This window comes from Micrococcus antarcticus (assembly GCF_044872765.1).
Classification (GTDB): Bacteria; Actinomycetota; Actinomycetes; order Actinomycetales; family Micrococcaceae; genus Micrococcus.
In genome coordinates, this window is sequence record NZ_CP085253.1 from 2,069,576 (window position 1) to 2,088,145 (window position 18,570).

Annotated in this window: 15 protein-coding genes, 1 pseudogene and 1 riboswitch; of the genes and pseudogenes, 5 read left to right on the top strand and 11 right to left on the bottom strand. The window is 73.3% G+C overall.

Annotated elements, in window-relative coordinates; genetic code table 11:
* Nucleotides 1-8 precede the first annotated feature (8 nt).
* Nucleotides 9-1,712, top strand: a complete 1,704-nt coding sequence (locus LG274_RS09735; RefSeq protein ID WP_404464193.1) for a cytochrome b/b6 domain-containing protein — start codon at nt 9-11, stop codon at nt 1,710-1,712.
* A gap of 129 nt (nt 1,713-1,841) precedes the next feature.
* Complete coding sequence (locus LG274_RS09740; protein WP_404464195.1) at nt 1,842-3,239, top strand: MFS transporter; 1,398 nt, start codon at nt 1,842-1,844, stop codon at nt 3,237-3,239.
* A gap of 61 nt (nt 3,240-3,300) precedes the next feature.
* Here the strand turns inward: LG274_RS09740 and LG274_RS09745 are convergent, their stop codons facing one another.
* A complete protein-coding gene (locus LG274_RS09745) occupies nt 3,301-4,248 on the bottom strand; it encodes a PaaI family thioesterase (protein ID WP_404464197.1) in 948 nt (315 codons plus the stop codon).
* 80 nt (nt 4,249-4,328) lie between these two features.
* Between LG274_RS09745 and LG274_RS09750 the strand changes: the two are divergent.
* Nucleotides 4,329-4,547, top strand: a pseudogene (locus tag LG274_RS09750) (acyl-CoA dehydrogenase family protein); the annotation flags it as partial.
* Between the two features lie 87 nt (nt 4,548-4,634).
* Here LG274_RS09750 and LG274_RS09755 read toward each other — a convergent pair.
* Genes LG274_RS09755 through LG274_RS09770 form a run of 4 tightly spaced genes read right to left on the bottom strand, consistent with a single transcriptional unit; the run spans nt 4,635 to nt 9,084 of the window.
* Complete coding sequence (locus LG274_RS09755) at nt 4,635-5,822, bottom strand: enoyl-CoA hydratase/isomerase family protein (RefSeq protein ID WP_298713679.1); 1,188 nt, start codon at nt 5,820-5,822, stop codon at nt 4,635-4,637.
* A complete protein-coding gene (locus LG274_RS09760; RefSeq protein WP_404464199.1) occupies nt 5,819-6,616 on the bottom strand; it encodes an enoyl-CoA hydratase in 798 nt (265 codons plus the stop codon). Before LG274_RS09760 ends, LG274_RS09755 begins: the two co-directional genes overlap by 4 nt.
* Nucleotides 6,613-7,530, bottom strand: a complete 918-nt coding sequence (gene mmsB / locus LG274_RS09765) for a 3-hydroxyisobutyrate dehydrogenase (RefSeq protein ID WP_404464201.1) — start codon at nt 7,528-7,530, stop codon at nt 6,613-6,615. Before mmsB ends, LG274_RS09760 begins: the two co-directional genes overlap by 4 nt.
* 39 nt (nt 7,531-7,569) lie before the next feature.
* Nucleotides 7,570-9,084: a CoA-acylating methylmalonate-semialdehyde dehydrogenase gene (locus LG274_RS09770; RefSeq protein WP_404464203.1), complete on the bottom strand. Its 1,515-nt coding sequence runs from the start codon at nt 9,082-9,084 to the stop codon at nt 7,570-7,572.
* 182 nt (nt 9,085-9,266) lie between these two features.
* Here LG274_RS09770 and LG274_RS09775 point away from each other — a divergent pair, with 182 nt between their 5' ends.
* Nucleotides 9,267-10,040 carry an SDR family NAD(P)-dependent oxidoreductase gene (locus LG274_RS09775; protein ID WP_404464205.1) on the top strand — a complete coding sequence of 258 codons (774 nt, stop codon included), beginning with the start codon at nt 9,267-9,269 and terminating at the stop codon, nt 10,038-10,040.
* Nucleotides 10,041-10,089: 49 nt separating this feature from the next.
* On the opposite strand, the gene LG274_RS09780 is transcribed toward LG274_RS09775, so the two are convergent.
* From LG274_RS09780 to LG274_RS09790, 3 genes are read right to left on the bottom strand one after another with little or no spacing between them, the layout of a single operon-like run.
* Nucleotides 10,090-10,524, bottom strand: coding sequence for a GNAT family N-acetyltransferase (locus tag LG274_RS09780; RefSeq protein WP_404464207.1), 435 nt, complete (start codon nt 10,522-10,524; stop codon nt 10,090-10,092).
* Nucleotides 10,521-11,072 carry a MarR family winged helix-turn-helix transcriptional regulator gene (locus LG274_RS09785; protein WP_404464209.1) on the bottom strand — a complete coding sequence of 184 codons (552 nt, stop codon included), beginning with the start codon at nt 11,070-11,072 and terminating at the stop codon, nt 10,521-10,523. Before LG274_RS09785 ends, LG274_RS09780 begins: the two co-directional genes overlap by 4 nt.
* A gap of 14 nt (nt 11,073-11,086) precedes the next feature.
* Complete coding sequence (locus tag LG274_RS09790; protein WP_404464211.1) at nt 11,087-12,883, bottom strand: AMP-binding protein; 1,797 nt, start codon at nt 12,881-12,883, stop codon at nt 11,087-11,089.
* A gap of 175 nt (nt 12,884-13,058) precedes the next feature.
* Here LG274_RS09790 and LG274_RS09795 point away from each other — a divergent pair, with 175 nt between their 5' ends.
* Entirely contained in the window at nt 13,059-14,240 is a 1,182-nt protein-coding gene (locus LG274_RS09795) for an acyl-CoA dehydrogenase family protein (protein ID WP_404464213.1), read from the top strand.
* On the opposite strand, the gene LG274_RS09800 is transcribed toward LG274_RS09795, so the two are convergent.
* The 3 genes from LG274_RS09800 to LG274_RS09810 form a co-directional block, all read right to left on the bottom strand.
* Nucleotides 14,188-14,955 (bottom strand): YoaK family protein, encoded by a 768-nt coding sequence (locus LG274_RS09800; protein ID WP_404464214.1) that lies wholly within the window; start codon nt 14,953-14,955, stop codon nt 14,188-14,190. The two genes, LG274_RS09795 and LG274_RS09800, sit on opposite strands and share 53 nt — an antisense overlap.
* A 110-nt stretch (nt 14,956-15,065) precedes the next feature.
* Entirely contained in the window at nt 15,066-16,154 is a 1,089-nt protein-coding gene (locus tag LG274_RS09805) for a YeiH family protein (RefSeq protein WP_404464216.1), read from the bottom strand.
* A 123-nt stretch (nt 16,155-16,277) separates the two neighbouring features.
* Nucleotides 16,278-18,218, bottom strand: a complete 1,941-nt coding sequence (locus tag LG274_RS09810) for a metallophosphoesterase (RefSeq protein WP_404464218.1) — start codon at nt 18,216-18,218, stop codon at nt 16,278-16,280.
* Nucleotides 18,219-18,425: 207 nt separating this feature from the next.
* Nucleotides 18,426-18,546, top strand: a riboswitch (glycine riboswitch).
* Nucleotides 18,547-18,570 lie beyond the last annotated feature (24 nt).

An 18,570-nucleotide genomic window follows, 5' to 3' on the forward strand; every position in this document is an offset into this window, starting at 1 on the left:
GGAGAAGCATGCCCAAGCAGCGAATGGCCGGATACGTCCCCCTGAAGGGCGCCCCGGCCGAGACCGAGCCCGCCCCCGCCCTGGCGCAGGACACCACGACGGCGGCCCCGGCCCCGGTGGTGGCGCCCGCCGCACCGGTGGCGCCGACCGCACCGGTGGCCGCGGCCGCCGCCCCGGTGGCGCCGACCGCGCCGACGTCGGGCCTCACGCCCCTGTCCGCGCGACGCCGCATGGCCGGGTACGTCCCGTTCGCCCGCGAGGCCGAGTGGCTCGGCGGCGCCCCCGCCCCGGCCGCGGGATCGATCCCGGCCGCCGCCCCGGCGCGGTCCGTCGCGCCCGAGCCGATCGCCGCCTCGGCGTCCCCGACGCGGGCCCCCGCACCCGCGGAGACCGAGCCCGTCGTGCCGGACGTGGCGGCCGTCGTCGCCTCCGCGACCGGTGCGCCGGCCGCGGCCGGGGTGGGCGCTCCCGTGGAGTCCGACCTCGTGCCGCTCGCGAAGCGGCGACGCATGGCCGGGTACGTGCCGTTCGCCCGGGAGGGGGAGTGGTTCACCGAGCTCGCCGCCGTGGGCGGCCCCACCGCGCCGGAGATGGTGGCGCAGGAGGTCGTCGCCGAGCCGGCCGATGCGGAACCGGCCGTCGCCGCCCCCGTGGCCGCGGCGCCGGCTGCGGAGCCGGCTCCCACCGCGCCGGACACCCGTTCGGCCCCGCCGGCCTCCACCGCGCAGCCGCCCCGGGCCGCCCCCGGGGCCGCCACCGGCACGCCCGCTCGGGCCGCGGAGACGGACGCCGCCGAATCCGCCGCCCCGTCCCGCCTGCGCAAGGCGCTGCCGGCGGTGGCCGGCGTCGTGGTGCTGGCGCTGCTCGCGGTGCTGGCCGGACGCTGGCTGCGGAGCCTCGACCCGGTGGCGGACTTCATCGCGACCTACGACGGGCACCCGGTCCTGCCCGAGGGCACCCCCGAGGGGATGCCCTGGTGGATGGGCTGGCAGCACTTCCTGAACATGTTCCTGATGGTGCTGATCATCCGGACGGGCCTGCAGATCCGTCACGAGACGCGGCCGCCGGCCAACTTCACTCCGACGAAGGACGGCCTGTTCTCCGCGCGGGGCAACACCCCGAAGAAGTTCTCGCTCACCATCTGGACGCACCAGGCCCTCGACGCGCTGTGGCTGCTCAACGGCGTGATCTTCGTGGTGCTGCTGATCGTCACCGGCCACTGGGCGCGGATCGTGCCCACGGACCCGCACGTGTTCCAGCACGCCCTGTCCGCCGGCATCCAGTACCTGTCCCTGGACTGGCCCACGGAGAACGGCTGGGTGCATTACAACGCGCTGCAGATGCTCTCCTACGCGCTGGTGGTGTTCGTGGCCGCCCCGCTCGCCGCCCTCACGGGCTGGCGCATGTCCTCGTGGTTCCCCACGGAGGCCAAGGGACTGAACAAGGCGTTCCCCATGGAGGTGGCCCGCAAGGTGCACTTCCCGGTGATGGTCTTCTTCGTGGCGTTCATCGTGGTGCACGTGTTCCTCGTGGCCTTCACGGGCCTGCTGACGAACTTGAACCACATGTACACCTCGCGGGGCGGTGCCACCGACGCGTGGGGCCTCGTGGTGTTCCTCGTGAGCGTGGCGGTCACCGCCGCCGCGTGGTTCTTCCTGAAGCCCGCCTTCACGGCCCCCGTGGCCTCCCGGTTCGGCACCGTGGGCCGCTGAGTCGTCGTGTGGTCCACCAGATGGTCGTGGCTAAGAAAATAGTTGCACGTCCGACTTTTGCCCCTTAGTGTGATCTGGAACACAGCGACGTCGCCCGTCGCGGTGCCCCCGCACCCTAGGAGCGTCCCCATGGCCGAGTCTCTCGCCCCGCCCGCGGCCCCCGTCGCCGAAGCCCCCGTCACCCCCGTCCAGCGCCGCCGAGCGTTCGTCGGCGCCATCGCCGGCCACCTCATCGAGTGGTACGACTACGGCGTCTACGGCTTCCTCGCCGTCTACGTGGCCGCCAACTTCTTCAAGAGTGAGGACCCGACGGTCGGCATCCTGGCCGCCTTCGCCGTCTTCGCGCTCAGCTTCTTCGTCCGTCCGCTCGGCGGCCTGTTCTTCGGGCCCCTCGCGGACCGGATCGGCCGCCGCAAGACCCTCATGCTCGTGCTCGGGCTGATGTGCAGCGCCACGGCCGTGATCGGCATGCTGCCCACCTACGCGACCATCGGCGTCGCGGCCCCGGCCCTGCTCGTGCTCATGCGCCTGGTCCAGGGCTTCTCCGCCGGCGGCGAGGTGTCCACCATCTCGGCGTTCGTGGCCGAGTACGCCGTCAAGGGCCGGCGCGGCTTCGCGACGTCCTTCCTCATGGTCACCGCCGCCGTGGGCCTGCTGCTGGGCGGCGTCGTCGCCAACGGCCTGGGCGCGATCATCGGCACCGAGGCCATGGCCGCGTGGGGCTGGCGCCTGCCGTTCCTGCTGGCCGGCGTGCTGGGCGCGGTGGCGGTGTTCATCCGCATGAAGCTCGAGGACAGCCCTGAGTTCCAGCGCCTGCACACCGAGGGCCGCACCTCGAAGGCCCCGCTGCGCGAGACCCTGCGTCACCAGCGGCAGCTCTTCCTCATGGGCGCGGTCATCACACTGCTGGGTTCCACGTTCTACCTCGTGCTGACCTACCTGACCACCTACATGAAGACCATCCTGGAGGTCGAGCCGGGCGCCATCTTCTGGCTGGTCCTGCTGACTGGCGTCACCGCCGCGGCGTTCATGCCGGTCGGCGGCGCGATCTCGGACCGCATGGGCGACCGCCGCCCCATGCTCGCGATCGGCGCCCTGCTGGTCTCCGGCGCCGTGGCCTGGTTCTTCCTCACCGCGCCCGGCACAGAGGGCTCCCTGCCCCTCGTCCCCTCGCTGCTGGCCCTCGGCGTCACCACCGGCCTGTACTGCGGCATCCCGTACGCCACCATGACCGAGCTCATGCCGGCCCACGTCCGCTCCACCGGCGTCGCCCTGGGATACAACGTGCCGGTGGCCCTCTTCGGCGGCTCGGCCCCGTTCATCGCCACCTGGCTGATCAAGCAGACCGGCGACGTCGCCTCCCCGATGTACTTCTTCCTCGCCACCGCCGCCGTGTCCCTGCTCGGCGTGGCGATGCTGCGCCCGGCCGACCTGCTCGGCCACGAGGACGTGCCGGTGACCGGCTCGCTGGACGCGGTGGGCGCCCCCGTGCGCCCGGTACTTTCGAACGTGACTTCGGGGGAATGAGCGCTTTCGAACGTGAGATAGGCCCTATCTCACGTTCGAAAGCGCTCGGGCGTGCGGGGCGTCAGCCCCGGGCCGCGCGGAAGGTGACCTGCACCTGGACCATCGGCTTGTCGGCCACGGGGCCGCCGTCGGCGCCGACCGGCACGAGGTCCACGTCCACGAGGCGCAACGACCGGCCGGCGTGCCGCACCCGCGTGAGGGCGATCATCTCGCCATGGCCCGGGCGCACGAACACCACGCGCACGGCCTGGACGTCATAGCGCTCGCGGTCCGGCATGGCCGCCTGCGCGGCGGTGACCGCCCGCAGGGTCAGGGCACCGCCGTGCACCGCACCGGAGGGGTTGGCCAGCTCGGGCTTGGGGGCGAAGCGGGCGCCCGGGGTCGCCGCGGCGGCGACGGCGGGGCGCACGTCCCGCTCGGCCGGAGCCAACGACGCCGGGCGGGCGGCCAGCAGAGCCGGCATGGGCACGCGGGTCTCGGCTCCGCGGGGCAGTCGTCCGGCAGCAACGAACTCGGCCATCCGCTCCGGCGCCCCGGTGGGCACCGCCTGGAACCATCCGGTCGCCTCGACCACGCGGCGTCCGTCGGCGTCCTCGAGCCAGGCCCGGGCCACGCCACCCCCCGCATCCCAGCTCAGCGGGCGGGTCCAGCACTCCAGCAGCGGGCCGTCGTCGTCCCCGGCGGCGACGGCCGCGGCGTCGAAGGCGGGCAGCGGGCCGAGCACGTTGACCTGCAGCTCGGTGGTGACCACGGCCTCGATGTCCCGCGCCGCGTGGTGCACGGCCACCGCGGTGGCGTTGTCCATGATCACGGTGGCCGCCGCGCCAGTGGGCCGCCCGTCCAGGTCGAGGCACCAGGGTCCGACCTCGAACGCTGCCGGGTTGAGGGCGCCGTCCCGCGCGCTCATCAGGGCATGACGACGGATGCCGAACAGCTGCTCCGTGCGTCCGGAGGCGTGGGAGCGGGGGCCGGTGGGCGAGTCCGCGGTGGGGCTGGTGGTGGTCTGCACGGGCAGAACGCTAGCCCACGGCCCGGCGGTGACACGGCAGATCATTGGATGTCCTATTATCGTGGTGACGACAGTCACACCATGACCCGGACACCGTGCGCCTGTGCGCCATGGCCAAGCTCGTGGCCACCGAGTCCGGCTACGAGGCCGCCGACACCGCCCTGCAGCTGCACGGCGGCTACGGCTACCTGCACGAGTACGGCGTGGAGAAGCTCGTCCGGGACCTGCGCGTGCACCGGATCCTCGAGGGCTCGAACGAGATCATGCGCATGATCGTGGGCCGCGGCCTGATCGGCTGAGACCGGGGGCCCGCCCGGTCGCCCCCCACAGCACGGCGCCCCGCGGTCACCACACGTGACCACGGGGCGCCGTCCGTCGGGGCGGGCTCAGCCGAGCTGCAGCGGGTCCACCCCGGACACGGGCTCGAAGTGCCTGGCCACGTCCTCGGCCGAGACGTCCTCGAGCCGGGCCGGACTCCACGTCGGTTCCTTGTCCTTGTCCACGAGCAGCGCGCGGATGCCCTCGGCCATGTCCGGCTCGCGCATCAGGTGGGTGCCGATCGTGAACTCCTGGCGCAGCGCGTCGGCCACGGTCAGGTCCGCCCCGCGCGCGGCCAACCGGCGCTGGGCCTCATGGGCCACGGCGACGGCGGTCGGCGACTTGGTGCGGATGGCCTCGGCGGCCTTCCCCGCGGCCTCGGCGTGCTCCCCGCCCGCGGCGGCGCGCTCGTCCAGGGTGGCGAGGACCTCGGCGGCCGTCTCCCGGCCGTAGGCGTCCTCGATCCACTCGCGGCCGGCCACGAGGGCGGAGGCGGGCCGCTCGCCCTCGGCCACGGCGAAGCGAGCGAGCACCTCATCGGCGGCGGCGAAGGCGGCCTCATCGCGCGTGCCCGCGCCCTCGGCCGGGGCGAGGGCACCGAGTGCCCCGGCGAGCGCCTGCTCGAGCTCGTCCAGCCGGGCGGACTCCACGAAGACGTCCGCCAGGCCCAGGGCCACCGCGTCGGACCCGGAGGCGTGCGCCGAGGTCGCGGCCAGGTGCCGGCCGGCCTGGAAGGGGGAGCGGGCCAGGTGGAACGAGCCGCCGACGTCGGGGGTGAACCCGATCGCCGTCTCGGGCATGCCGGCGCGGGTGCGCTCGGTGGCCACGCGGTGGGAGCCGTGCACGGACACGCCCATGCCGCCGCCCAGGACGATGCCGTCCATGAAGGCCACGTACGGCTTGGGGTAGGTGGCGATGCGCTCGTTCATCGCGTACTCGTCGCGGAAGAACTGCTCGGCCTCCGCGAACCGCCCGGCCAGGAGGGAGGCGCGCAGGGAGACGACGTCGCCGCCGGCGCACAGCCCCTTCTCGCCGGCACCGCGGATCAGCACGCCGCGCACGGCGGGGTCCGCGGCCCAGTCGGTCAGGGCTGCGTCGATCGTCTGGACCATGTCCTGCGTCAGCGCGTTCAGGGCGCGCGGACGGTTCAGCGTGATGCGGCCGAGGCCGTCGCGGACCTCGAGGAGCACATCGCCCGCCGCGCCCTCCCGTGCGGCCGCGGGGGCCGTCGTCGCGGTGGTCTGCGCGTCGCTCATCGGTGCTGCCACCCCGCCTCGCGCTTGGACACGAACGCGTCCATGCCCTCCTTCTGGTCCGCCGTGGCGAACGCGGCGTGGAACACGCGGCGCTCGAAGGCGATGCCCTGGGCAAGGGTGGTCTCGAACGCGGCGTTGACGGCCTCCTTGGCCATCCAGGAGGCCGACTTGGACTTGGACGCGATGGTCGCGGCCACCTCCAGCGCCTCCTCGAGGGCCTTCTCGTCGGCCACCACGCGGGAGACCAGGCCGATGCGCTCGGCCTCCTCCGCCCCGACCATGCGGCCGGTGAGGATCATGTCCATCGCCTTGGCCTTCCCGACGGCGCGGGTCAGGCGCTGCGAGCCGCCCATGCCGGGGATGACGCCGAGATTGATCTCCGGCTGGCCGAGCTTCGCGCCCTCGCCGGCGATCAGCACGTCCGCCATCATCGCGAGCTCGCAGCCGCCGCCGAGCGCGTAGCCGGTCACGCACGCCACGATGGGGGTGCGGGCACGGGTGAGCCCGTCCCAGCCGGCGAACCAGTCGGCCGCGTACATCTCCGAGAAGTCCTTGGTGGCCATCTCCTTGATGTCCGCACCGGCGGCGAACGCCTTGGGGGAGCCGGAGAGCAGGATCGCCCCGATCTCCGGGTCGGTGTCCAGCTCCTGCACCGCCGCGACGACGGCACGCATCGTCGCCTCGTTCAGCGCGTTCAGGGCCTTCGGCCGGTTCAGGCGGATGTGGCCGACCCGGCCCTGCCGCTCGACGATGATCGGCGACGCGGCGCCGTCGGGGGTGGTCTGCTCGCTCATGCCTCGCTCCTGTCCGTGTGTGATGCTCGGATGTCCTCGATGATGCCGGAGAAGTCGCGCTCGGCTCCATCCCCGGCCGCGTACTCGGCGTACTTGGCCTGCGCGAGGCGGCCCATGTCCGCCGCCACGCCCTGCTGGTCCAGGGCCTGCAGGGCGAGGCCGAGGTCCTTGGACATGAGGGCGCCGGCGAAGCCCGGCCGGTAGTCGCGGTTCGCGGGGGAGCCCGGCACCGGGCCGGGCACGGGGCAGTTGGTGGTGAGCGCCCAGCACTGCCCGGAGGCCTGGCTCATCACGTCGTAGAGGGCCTGGTGGTCCAGGCCGAGGCGCTCGCCGAGCACGAAGGCCTCGGCCACGGCGATCTGCGTGACGCCCAGGACCATGTTGTTGCAGATCTTCGCCGCCTGGCCCAGCCCGGACCCGCCGCAGTGCACGATCCGCCCGCCCATCACCTCGAGCAGCGGCAGCACCTCGGCGTGCACGTCGTCGTCGGCGCCGACCATGAACGCGAGCGTCCCGGCCTCGGCGCCCACCTGGCCGCCCGAGACGGGCGCGTCGGCGGCCCGCATGCCCGCGGCCACGGCCGCCTCGGCGGCCTCGCGGGCCTCCGCCACGTCGATCGTGGAGCAGTCCAGGAACACGGTGCCCGGGCGGGCGGCGCCGAGCAGCCCCGGCGCGTCGCCCCGGCCCCGGTACACGTCCAGGACGAGGCGCCCGTGGGGCAGCATGGTGAGCACGACGTCGGCCTCGGCGGCCGCCGCGGCGGTGTCCGAGACGGTCTCGACGCCGGCCGCGCCGGCCTTCTCGAGCGCTGCGGGGACGAGGTCGAAGCCGAGCACGCGGTGGCCCGCGGCGGCGAGGTTGGCGGCCATGGGGCCGCCCATGTGGCCGAGGCCGAGGAACAGGACGGTGGTCATGGGGATCCTCCGGGTCGGGGTGGGTGCGTGAGGGGCGGGTCAGGACCCGGCGGGCATCACGAAGCTGGCGCCCTCGCGGTTGCCCGAGGGCCAGCGCGTGGTGATCGTCTTGGTCTTGGTGTAGAACTTCAGCCCGTCCGTACCGTGCTGGTTGAGGTCGCCGAAGCCGGACGCCTTCCAGCCGCCGAACGTGTAGTACGCGACCGGCACGGGGATCGGCACGTTCACGCCGACCATGCCGACCTCCACGCGGGTGGTGAAGTCGCGGGCCGTGTCTCCGTCGCGGGTGAAGATGGCCACGCCGTTGCCGTACTCGTGCTCGTTCGGCAGGGCGAGGGCGTCCTCGTAGTCCTTCGCGCGGACCACGCAGAGCACGGGGCCGAAGATCTCCTCGCGGTAGATCCGCATGTCCGGGCTCACGCGGTCGAACAGGGTGGCGCCCACGTAGAAGCCGTCCTCGTGGCCCTCGACGACGACGCCGCGGCCGTCCTCGACCAGCTCGGCGCCCTCCTCGACGCCCGAGGCGATGCACTCCTCGATGCGGCGCTGCGCGTCCTTCGAGACGACGGGCCCGAAGTCCGAGGACTCCTCCAGCGACGGACCGACCCTCAGGCCCTCCATGCGCTCGCGGAGCAGGGCCACGAGGCGGTCGGCGGTCTCCTCCCCGACGGGGACGGCCACGGACAGGGCCATGCAGCGCTCGCCGGCGGAGCCGAACGCGGCGCCGATCAGGGCGTCCGCGGCCATCTCGAGGTCCGCGTCCGGCATGATCACGGCGTGGTTCTTGGCCCCGCCGAAGCACTGGGCGCGCTTGCCCATGCGGGCGGCGTGCTCGTAGATGGACTGGGCGATCGGGGTGGAGCCCACGAAGCCCACGGCCTTCACGCGCGGGTCCTCGATGAGGGTGTCCACCGCGAGCTTGTCCCCGTGCACCACGTTGAGGGTGCCCTCGGGCATGCCGGCCTCGAGGGCCAGCTCGGCCAGGCGCACCGGCACGGAGGGGTCGCGCTCGGAGGGCTTGAGGATGAACGCGTTGCCCGCGGCCAGCGCGATGCCGGCCTTCCACAGGGGGATCATCGCGGGGAAGTTGAAGGGGGTGATGCCCACGACCACGCCGAGGGGCTGGCGGATGGAGTGCACGTCCACGCCGCGGCCGACCTCGGAGGAGAACTCGCCCTTGAGCAGGTGCGGCGCGCCGGCGGCGAACTCGACCACCTCGACGCCGCGCTGGATGTCGCCGCGGGCGTCCGGGACGGTCTTGCCGTGCTCCTGGGCCAGGGTCCGGGCCAGCTCGTCCGCGTGCGCGTTGATCAGGTCCACCCAGCGCAGCAGGATGCGGGCGCGGCGCTGCGGGTTGAGGCGGGACCAGGCCTGGAACCCCTGCTCCGCGGAGGCGACGGCGGCCACCACCTCCTCCTTCGTGGCCAGCGGCACGCGTCCGGCCACCTGCCCGAGGGCCGGGTGGTACACGTCGCCGAAGCGGCCGGACTCGCCGTCGGTGCGGCGTCCGTGCACGAAGTGGGGGATCACGGGGGTGGAGGTCTCGAGGGACATGGTGGCGGCTCCTGAAGCGATGGTCGAGGCGGTGGAGGTCGGTCCCGGGAGCCCGGAGCTGGCGCTGCCGCGGGGCCGTGCGGTGTGATCTGGATGACGTTGCCGCTAATCTATGGCGAGAACGTAGGACATGCAACTATCGAACGCCGGGAGTAATCCCCGGCCCGAGGTGAGGAGCCCTCATGGACCTGAAGAACGCCAGCGCCATCGTCACGGGAGGCGCCTCCGGCCTCGGCCACGCCACGGCGCGCCGGCTCGCGAAGGCGGGCGCCGCCGTCGTGGTGGTGGACCTGCCGGACCGTGAGGGGGAGACCCTCCGCGCCGACGCCGTGGCCTCCCTGGGCGAGCGGGCGCGGTTCGTCCCCGGCGACGTCTCCCAGGAGGCGGCGGCGGAGGCCGCCGTCGCCGCGGCCGCCGAGCTCGCGCCCCTGCGCGTCCTGGTCAACTGCGCCGGCGTGGCCACCCCCGGCAAGCTCGTGGGCCGCGAGGGCCCGCTGCCGGCCGAGACGCTGGCGCGCGTCCTCGCGATCAACACCGTGGGCACCGTGAACTTCATGGCCCGTGCCGCGCAGGCGATGCAGGGGCAGGAGCTGTGGGGCGAGGACCGCGGCGTGATCGTCAACACCGCCTCCGTGGCCGCCTACGACGGCCAGATCGGGCAGATCGCCTACGCCGCGTCGAAGGGCGCCGTGGTCTCGATGACCCTCCCTGCCGCGCGCGAGCTCGCCCAGAGCGCGATCCGCGTGGTGACGATCGCGCCGGGCCTGATGGAGACTCCGATGATGGCCGGCCTGCCCGAGGCCGCGCGCGAGGCGCTCGCCACGAAGACCCCGCATCCCGCCCGCCTGGGCCGCCCGGACGACTACGCCCTGCTCGTGGAGCAGATCGTGGCCAACCCGTTCCTCAACGGCGAGGTCATCCGCCTCGACGGCGCCGTGCGCCTCGAGCCCCGCTGAGCCGTCCGGCGGGGCTTGGCTGCCCGGGCGGACAACGGGGCGGGCCCGTTCACGAGAAGCGGACGAAGCCGCGCATGCCGCCGTGCGGGACGTCTCGGATCTCCCGGAACCCCAGGGACTCGTAGAAGGCGCGCTGCCTCTCCTCGGCGTCCGTCATGAGGATGTGCTGACGGACGGACGCGAACGGCGCGAACGCCCTGCAGACCAGCTCGGAGGCGATCCCGCGGCGCTGGTGCTCCGGATCGACCAGCACGTCCTGCAGGTACGCGATGGTGTGGCCGTCCGAGATCACGCGGGCCAGGCCCACGAGGCGCTCGTCCCTCCACGCCGTCACCACGTGCGCCGAGCCGGCGAGCCCGCGCATCAGGGAGTCGAGGTCGTCGGTGTAGGCAGACCAGCCGACGGAGTCGTAGAGCGCCCGCACGTCCTTCGCGCCGGGGATCCTGCCGGCGGAGCAGCGGACGTCCGCGGGCGTCCCGCTCATCGGTCCCGCCCGGCCGGGCTCTCCACGCCGTCCCCGGCCTCGAAGTCCCCCGCCTGGGCGCGGAAGCGGGTGAGGATCTCGTTGAGCTGCGCGACGTCGCCGTCCTCGAAGCCCGTCTGCCCGAACACCTCCGCGTTGAGCGCCTCCGTGGCCTCCGCGGCCACCCTCGTGCCCTCGTCCGTGAGCACCAGCACGAGCGCCCGACGGTCGGACTCGTGCGGCCGGCGCTCCACGAGGCCCGCGGCCTCGAGGCGGTCCACCGCGTTGGTCACGGACGTGGGGTGCACCTGCAGGAGCGCGCTCGCCTTGGACATGAGCAGCCGCTTCTCCCGGGAGAAGTTCAGGAGGGCGAGCAGCTCGTAGCGGGCGAACGTCAGGCCGAACGGCTTGAGCACCGTCTGCGTGCGCGCCAGGAGGATCTGCTGGGCGCGCATGATCGAGGTGACCGCCGCCATCGGGGCCGCGACCTCGCCCCATCCGTGGCGCTCCCAGTTCAGGGCGGCCTCCGCGATGGGGTCCTTGGTCAGGGGCGTGCTGTTGACGGTCATGGATTCCAGCCTAGTCAGCGCTGCAGGTCCAGGTCCTCCTCGCGGTACTCGGCGCCGTAGCCCTCGGGGGCCGCGCCGGTCTCGGACCGGGAGACCTCCGCCTTGCGCAGCTCCACGCGGCGGATCTTGCCCGAGATGGTCTTGGGCAGCTCGAGGAACTCGATGCGGCGGATCCGCTTGTACGGGGGCAGCTGCGTGAGCGTGTACTGCAGGATCGCCCGGGCCGTCTCCGCCGTGGGCTCGTGGCCGGGGGCGAGGGTCACGAACGCCTTGGGCACGGCCAGGCGCACCTCGTCCGGGGTCGGCACGATGGCCGCCTCCATGACGGCCGCGTGCTGCACGAGCACGGACTCGAGCTCGAACGGGGAGACCTTGTAGTCGGAGGACTTGAACACGTCGTCGGCGCGGCCCACATAGGTCAGCACGCCGTTCTCGTCGCGGGAGGCGATGTCGCCGGTGTGGAAGACGCCGTCGCTGAAGACGTCGTCGGTCTTCTCCTGGTTGCCGTAGTAGGACTTCAGCAGGCCCACGGGGCGCGGGTCCAGGCGGAGGCAGATCTCGCCCTCCGCGGCCTCCGCGCCGGTCAGCGGGTCGATGAGGACCACGTCCATGCCGGGCAGGGGGCGGCCCATGGAACCGATGACGACCTTCTGCCCCGGCGTGTTGGCCACCTGGAGGGTGGTCTCGGTCATCCCGAACCCGTCGCGGATCGTGGCGCCCCAGGCCTTCTGGACCTGGTCGATGACCTCGGCGTTCAAGGGCTCGCCGGCGGAGATCGCCTTCGTCGGCGGGGTGGCCAGCTGGGTCATGTCCGCCTTGATCAGCATGCGCCACACGGTGGGCGGGGCGCAGAAGCTCGTGACCCCGTAGCGGGCCATGTTCGCCATGAGGGAGGCGGGGCCGAACTTGCGGGCGTTGTGCACGAAGATCGTGGCCTCCGCGATCCACGGGGCGAAGAAGTTGGACCACGCGTGCTTGGCCCACCCTGGCGAGGCCACGTTCAGGTGCACGTCGCCGGGCTCGAGGCCGATCCAGTACACCGTGGTCAGGTGGCCCACGGGGTAGGAGGTGTGGGTGTGCTCCACGAGCTTGGGCTTCGAGGTGGTGCCGGACGTGAAGTAGAACAGCAGCGTCTCCTCGGCCGGTGTCGGCTCGTCCGGGGTCAGCTCCGAGGAGGAGGCGGCGGCGTCGTCGTAGGAGAGCACCGTGTGGCCGGCGACTCGAGGGGCCGTGCGGTCCGCACCCTCGGCGAAGACGCCGGGGACGTGCACGAGGCGCAGGCCCTCGCCCACCCCCGCGAACTTGGCGAGGTCCTCGGCGCCGGCCACGGCCCACGAGGCCTCGGCGCGCTCGACGCGGTCCTCGAGGTCGGCCGACGTCATCTGCGTGGTGGTGGGGATCATGACGACGCGCAGCTTGATGCACGCGAGCATGAACTCCCACAGCTCCACCTGGTTGTTCAGCATGAGGATCAGGCGCTCGCCACGGCGCAGGCCCTGCTCGGTGAGCCAGGTGGCCACGCGGTTCGAGGCGGCGGAGAGCTCCGCGAAGGTCCGCTCGGTGCTGCGCCCGTCGTCCTCCGCGATGATCAGCGCGGGCACGTCCGCGCGGGCGGGGTCCTTCGCCAGCTGGTCGAACCAGTCGAATCCGAAGTTGAAGTGCTCGAAGCGGGGCCACGCGAACTCGGCGCGGGCCCGGGCATAGTCGGTCTGGCACTCGACGAGGAGGTCGCGGGCGGCGCGGAACGCCGCGGTGACCTCGCTCTGGTCTGTGGTGGCGGGGGCCTGGGGAGTGGTGTCCGGGGTGGTCAAGGGAGTCCTCCTCGTCGGGGCGGGCGGCAGGGGCGCGGGCCGCCCGTGGCCGATGTCCGTTGTGATCTGCAACACTACTCACAGACATGGATAGTCGGAAGTCCTACAGTCGGACTGACGCGAAGACGTCGGCGGCCGCCGGCTCGTGCGTCCGCCGCGCCCGAAGGAGACACCGTTGACCAGCCCCGCCACCCCCTCCCCCTCCGCCCTGCCGCACGTGGACCTGCTCCGTCTGCGGGACGGCCTCGACGAGGCCGAGCGCGCGCGACTCGAGGCGATCGAGGAGCACCTGCAGACGCAGGTCCGCCCGCGCCTGGCCCCGTACTGGGATGCCGAGGAGTTCCCCTTCGACCTCCTGCCCGGGCTGGCCGGGCTCGGCCTGGGGCGGCTGCTCACGGACGGCTCGTCGGCGCTCTTCCAGCACCTCGTGCACGCGGAGATCGCGCGCGTGGACCTCTCCCTCTCCGCGCTCGTGGGCATCCACAACGAGCTGAACCTCGGGATGATCGTGCAGCTGGGCTCGGACGAGCAGAAGGCCCGCTGGCAGGGGCCGCTCGAGCGGTTCGAGGCGATCGGCGCCTTCTGCCTGACCGAGCCGGAGCACGGCTCGGACATCGCGGGCGGGCTGGAGACGACCGCGACGCGGGAGGGGGACGAGTGGGTCATCCGCGGCGCCAAGCGCTGGATCGGCGCGGGGACCATCGCGCAGGTGGCGCTCGTGTGGGCGCGTGACACGGCCGACGGCGAGATCAAGGGCTTCGTGGTCCCCACGGACACCCCCGGCTACGAGGCCACGAAGATCGCCGGGAAGATGGGCCTGCGCATCATGCAGAACGCGGACATCACGCTGGACGTGCGCCTGCCGCTGGACGCTCAGCTGCCCGGCGCGGCCACCTTCGACGCCACGCGCGACCTCCTGCGGGACTCGCGCATGTGGGTGGGCTGGCAGGGGGTGGGCGTGCAGATGGGCCTGCTCGACGTGCTGCGGGCGTATGCGCTGGAGCGCCGGCAGTTCGGCCGCCCGCTCGCCAAGTTCCAGATGATCCAGTCCCAGATCGCCGAGGTGGCCGGCAACCTGGCGGCGGCCTCCGGGATGATGATGCAGGTGCACCGGCTCAACGAGGCCGGGACGATGGACATGATGCACGCGGCCATGGGCAAGGCCACGTCCACGCGCCTGGCGCGCTCCTCCGCGGCCCTCGCCCGGGACGCCTTCGGCGGCAACGGCCTGCTCAGCGAGTACGAGGTCTCCCGGATGATGGGCGACATCGAGGCCATCTACAGCTACGAGGGCTCCTACGGCATCAACGCGCTGATCGTGGGCCGCGCCCTGACGGGCGTCTCGGCCTTCGTCTGAGCCACGCCTCCCTCAGGTCCCGGACGAGGGGCCGGTGGGCGATCAGCAGGAGCACCGCGGCCACGGGCACCACCACCTCGAAGCCGAGCCAGAGGTACCCCAGGGCGCCCGCCATGCCTCCCAGGAAGAACAGGGCCACGAGTCCGGCCAGGGCGGCGATGCGCCGCGGCTCCCCGACGACCGGGTCCGCGGCGTCCGCGGGACTGCGGTAGAGGGCCTTCCCGATCTCGACGCCGATGTCCGTGACCATGCCCGTGATGTGGGTGGTGCGCACGGGCCACTCGCCGATCCGTGTGATGAGCGCGTTCTGGAGGCCCATGGTGAAGCAGAGGACACCCACCACGACCACGGACCGGTGGGCGTCCTGCAGGCGCTCGGCGAGCAGCCCGAACAGCAGCATCCCCATGCCCTCGAGCAGCAGGATGTTGGCGTAGCGCGAGCGCAGTCCCCGGACCCGCCCCCAGTTGAAGACGAGCGCGCAGGCCACCGCCCCCAGGACGAAGGCCGTCAGCGCGAGTGCTCCCACGGCCACCAGGTCCGGCAGGCCCAGGGCGATCGCGTCCGCCATCGAGGCGACGATGCCGGTCATGTGCGAGGTGTACCGGGCCACGGCGACGAACCCGACGGAGTTGAGGATCCCCGCCACCACCGTGAGGGCGCAGGCGAGGTGGAGGTTGCGGCGCACGGTGCGCTCGGGGCTGCACAGGTTGAGCACGTCGTCACCCTAGGTCGCTCTCGCAGAGGACGCGGGCGGGGGGGGTGCGCCGCCGGTTGTCGACGCGGCCTGCTCCGGGGCTCCCGTTGCGCACACGGAAGCGGGCGCCCTCACGCCAGCAGGGCCGCGCCCGCTCCGCCCACGGCGACCGCGACGGCGGTGCTCCCCGCGCCGAGCACGAGCGGCCTCGGGCCCACGGCGGCGATCGAGCGCAGGTGCACGTTCAGGCCCAGCGCCACCATGGCGGCGGCCAGCAGCACCTGCTGCAGCACGGCGACGGCGTCCAGGACTCCGGCGGGCAGCACGCCGGTCGCCCGGATCGCGACGGCGGCCAGGAACCCGAGCACGAACCACGGCACGAGCGGTGGCCGGGTGGCGCTCGCGGCCGGATCCGCGCCCGGGACGGCGGCGTCCTCGCCCGTGGCCGACCCGGCCGGACGGCGCCGCTCCCACCAGGCCAGGCCCGTCATGACCGGCGCGAGCAGGACGACGCGCGCGAGCTTCACGGTGACCGCCACGGAGAGCGCCGTCGGGCCGACGAGCCCGCCGGCCGCCACCACCTGGGCGACCTCGTGCGTGGACGCGCCGATCCACAGCCCGGCCGCCCGCTCGTCGAGCCCGAGCGCACCGGTGAGCAGCGGCATCAGCGGGATCATGAGCGTCCCGAACAGCACCACGAGGCCGATCGCCGTGGCCGCCATCTCGCGGCGCGCGCGCACCACGGAGTCCGCGCCGGCGACGGCCGCCGCGCCGCAGATCGAGAACCCCGAGGCCACGAGGGCCGTCAGGTCCCACGGCAGCCCCAGCGCGCGCCCCAGCGCCACGGTCGCCGCGAACGTGAGGCCGACGGCGGCCACCACCAGCGCGATCACGCCCGGGCCCAGCGCGAGCACGTCGGCGAGCACCAGCTGCAGCCCGAGCAGGACGATGCCCGCGCGCAGCACCGGCTTCGCCGCGACCGCGATGCCCGGGGCGAGGGTCGCCGGCACGGGGGCGAGGTTCCGCCACGCCAGGCCCACGAGGATGGCGAGCAGCAGTGGGCTGAGCGCGGGCATCCAGGGGCGCGCCGTCGTCGCGATCAGGACACAGACGACGCCGAGCACCGTGCAGACCGCGAGGCCGGGCAGCCAGGCGGCGCGGGCGGGGCCGGCCGTCGGCTGCGGGGCGGACCTGGGGGTGGAGGAGGGTGATGCGCGCACGGGGCCACCCTAGGGGAGGCCGCGCGACACGGCTGCGCCGGTGCGCCCACCCTGAGGTCCGTGCCGCAACGCCCTCGACGTCGCGGCACGGATCTCAGGGTCGGCGAAGGGGACCGGTGTCCGTCAGCGGCGCGGCTTCGGCACGCCGCTGCGGTCGAAGCGGACCACCTGGACGTCGTCGTACGCGCGGCGCTCCGTGCGCACCAGCCGGTACTGGGCGTCCAGGATCGGGAACACGTACATCGGCGTCAGCGTCATCTCGGCCTCCTGGCCGCGGCGCCTCAGGTCGATCTGCAGGTGGCCGTAGTGCATGCCGCCGTCCACGAGCTGGCGCACGCCGTCCACGTCGGCCCAGGTCTCGGGCTCGTGCGTGTTGGCGGTCCACTCCATGTGGGTGTTGAAGCGCACCGGGACGTACTCGCCCGCCGCGTTCTTGGCGTACTGCTCGCCGCGCAGGCCGTCCGCGGCCACGCCCACGTCGTAGGCGTGGAAGCCGCGGCCGTCTCCGTCCGCGTCCACCCACGAGCGCTGGAACATCTCGTCGTGCCCGGAGATGACGACGGCGACGCCGTACTTCTCCAGCAGCGGCGTGTACACGCGCATCGCGACGCCGGACTGGTCGTCCGGGAACTCGTGGTTCGGCGGGGTGCCGTGCACGCCCACGGAGTAGGGCGCGTGGTGGAACTCGACCATGATGATCTGCCCCTTCGCCCGCGCGTCGGCGAGCTGGCGCTCCGCCCAGGCCCACTGGTCGTGGCCGGGGTTGAACACGGGGAGGTCGGCGTCCGCGGCGGTGGTGCCGGGGAAGACCTCCGTGAAGGCCTCCTCGTAGGCGGCCTGGGTGAACGAGCCCTGCGTGTCGGTCGGCATGCGCTCGGCCGTGAGGTTGCGGTCGTCGCCCGAGAACGTCTCGCCGGAGAGCAGGCCCGCGCCCACGGACTCGTCCGGCACGCCGTTCGTGGAGTCCAGCGTGATGATCGTCAGCGGCCCGTGGTCGGTGCGGTAGTAGGAGCCGCGGTACTGCGGGTTCTCCTGGTCCGTGCCGGCGCCGGTGCGCTCGAAGTAGGCGTGGTACTTGTTGCGCGAGCGGACCACGGGGGAGCGGTCCTCGGGGGTGCCGTAGCCGCCGTTGATCGAGGCGAAGGTCTCCCAGTTGCCCAGCGAGGTGATGAGCGGGACGTGCGAGGCGATGTCCGAGAGCTCGCCCGCGAAGTGGCGGAAGAACTCGTCCCAGCCCGGCTGGTAGCCGCCGCCCTGGCCGAGGTCGCCGGCCACGAGCAGCAGGTCCGGGTCCGCGGCCTCGATGTGGCGGACGTTCTCGGTGAGCGCGACGTCCTGGGTCAGGGGGTATTTCAGCGTGAACTGGCCGTAGCGCGTCGTGGAGCCGAAGGTGTGGTGCCACAGCGAGCCCTCGCCCGGGCGGGGCAGCGAGCTCTCGGTGTAGGGGGTGACCTGGTTGAGCTCCCACTCGCGGTTCTCGACGCGCCCGAAGGGCTCGGTCTCGGTGTCCGAGAAGGCGATCACGCGCAGGTCGTGCCAGCCGTTGCCGGCGTCGGCCGTGCGGAACGTGGCGGTGTGGCGCTGCCCGCCCTGGGTGACGGTGTAGGTGTACTCCTTGCCGGGCTTCAGGCCGGTGAGGGAGACGCGGTGCTTCCAGTTCTGCGCGCCCAGCAGCCACGAGCCCTGGGCGAGGCCCTCGATGCTCTGGGCCAGCTCCGCCTCGGTGTAGTCGAGCAGGGGCTGGTGCTCGGGGGCGGAGACACGCGTGCCCGCCGGGCGGGTGCGGCCCTTGCCGTGGTTGTTGCCCAGGCCCGGGCCGGAGACGACGACGGTGCCGGCCACGCCGCGCTCGGAGAACCACACGAGGTCCATCGAGGTGGCGGTGGGCTCCATGAGGTAGGGCAGGACGCGGAACCCGTCGCCCCCGGCGGGGGCGGCCGAGGCGCCGGCGGCGGTCTTCGCCAGGGCGGCGGGGGCCGCGGTGGACACGGTGCCCGCGACGACGGCGGCGGCCAGGGTGCGCAGGCCGGTGCGGCGGGAGAAGGTCGGGTTCAGGGCGTTCACGGTGGCCTCCGGGAGGGTGGGTGGCGAGGGTACGGCTCCGATCCTGCGCGCCGGAGTCGGCGGGCGGCTCAGTGTCAGGTGGACGGCCGGCGTCGGGCGGGTGAACTCGGGTCGCCCGCCGTCGTCCTGCCCCCGTCCGGCCGGGCGACCGTCCACCCGGCCGCTGTGTCCCGCGCGACACCGTGTGGGATACTCGAGCCACGTCGCATGCCCCCCGCGGGAGAGCGTCGACGCGCCCCGTGCCCTGCCGGGCCCGGAGCGCCGGTCGGCCGCCGAAGGAGCAAGTCCTCCCCGGGAATCTCTCAGGCACCCGTACCGCGAGGGGTCAGGCGCTCTGGAAAGCGTCCTTGTC

Excerpts from the sequence above, each read along its gene's own strand:
- LG274_RS09735 (WP_404464193.1), top strand. The coding sequence starts at position 9 with ATGCCCAAGCAGCGAATGGCCGGATACGTCCCCCTGAAGGGCGCCCCG.
- LG274_RS09740 (WP_404464195.1), top strand. The coding sequence starts at position 1,842 with ATGGCCGAGTCTCTCGCCCCGCCCGCGGCCCCCGTCGCCGAAGCCCCC.
- LG274_RS09755 (WP_298713679.1), bottom strand. The coding sequence starts at position 5,822 with ATGAGCGACGCGCAGACCACCGCGACGACGGCCCCCGCGGCCGCACGG.
- LG274_RS09760 (WP_404464199.1), bottom strand. The coding sequence starts at position 6,616 with ATGAGCGAGCAGACCACCCCCGACGGCGCCGCGTCGCCGATCATCGTC.
- mmsB (WP_404464201.1), bottom strand. The coding sequence starts at position 7,530 with ATGACCACCGTCCTGTTCCTCGGCCTCGGCCACATGGGCGGCCCCATG.
- LG274_RS09770 (WP_404464203.1), bottom strand. The coding sequence starts at position 9,084 with ATGTCCCTCGAGACCTCCACCCCCGTGATCCCCCACTTCGTGCACGGA.
- LG274_RS09775 (WP_404464205.1), top strand. The coding sequence starts at position 9,267 with ATGGACCTGAAGAACGCCAGCGCCATCGTCACGGGAGGCGCCTCCGGC.
- LG274_RS09780 (WP_404464207.1), bottom strand. The coding sequence starts at position 10,524 with ATGAGCGGGACGCCCGCGGACGTCCGCTGCTCCGCCGGCAGGATCCCC.
- LG274_RS09785 (WP_404464209.1), bottom strand. The coding sequence starts at position 11,072 with ATGACCGTCAACAGCACGCCCCTGACCAAGGACCCCATCGCGGAGGCC.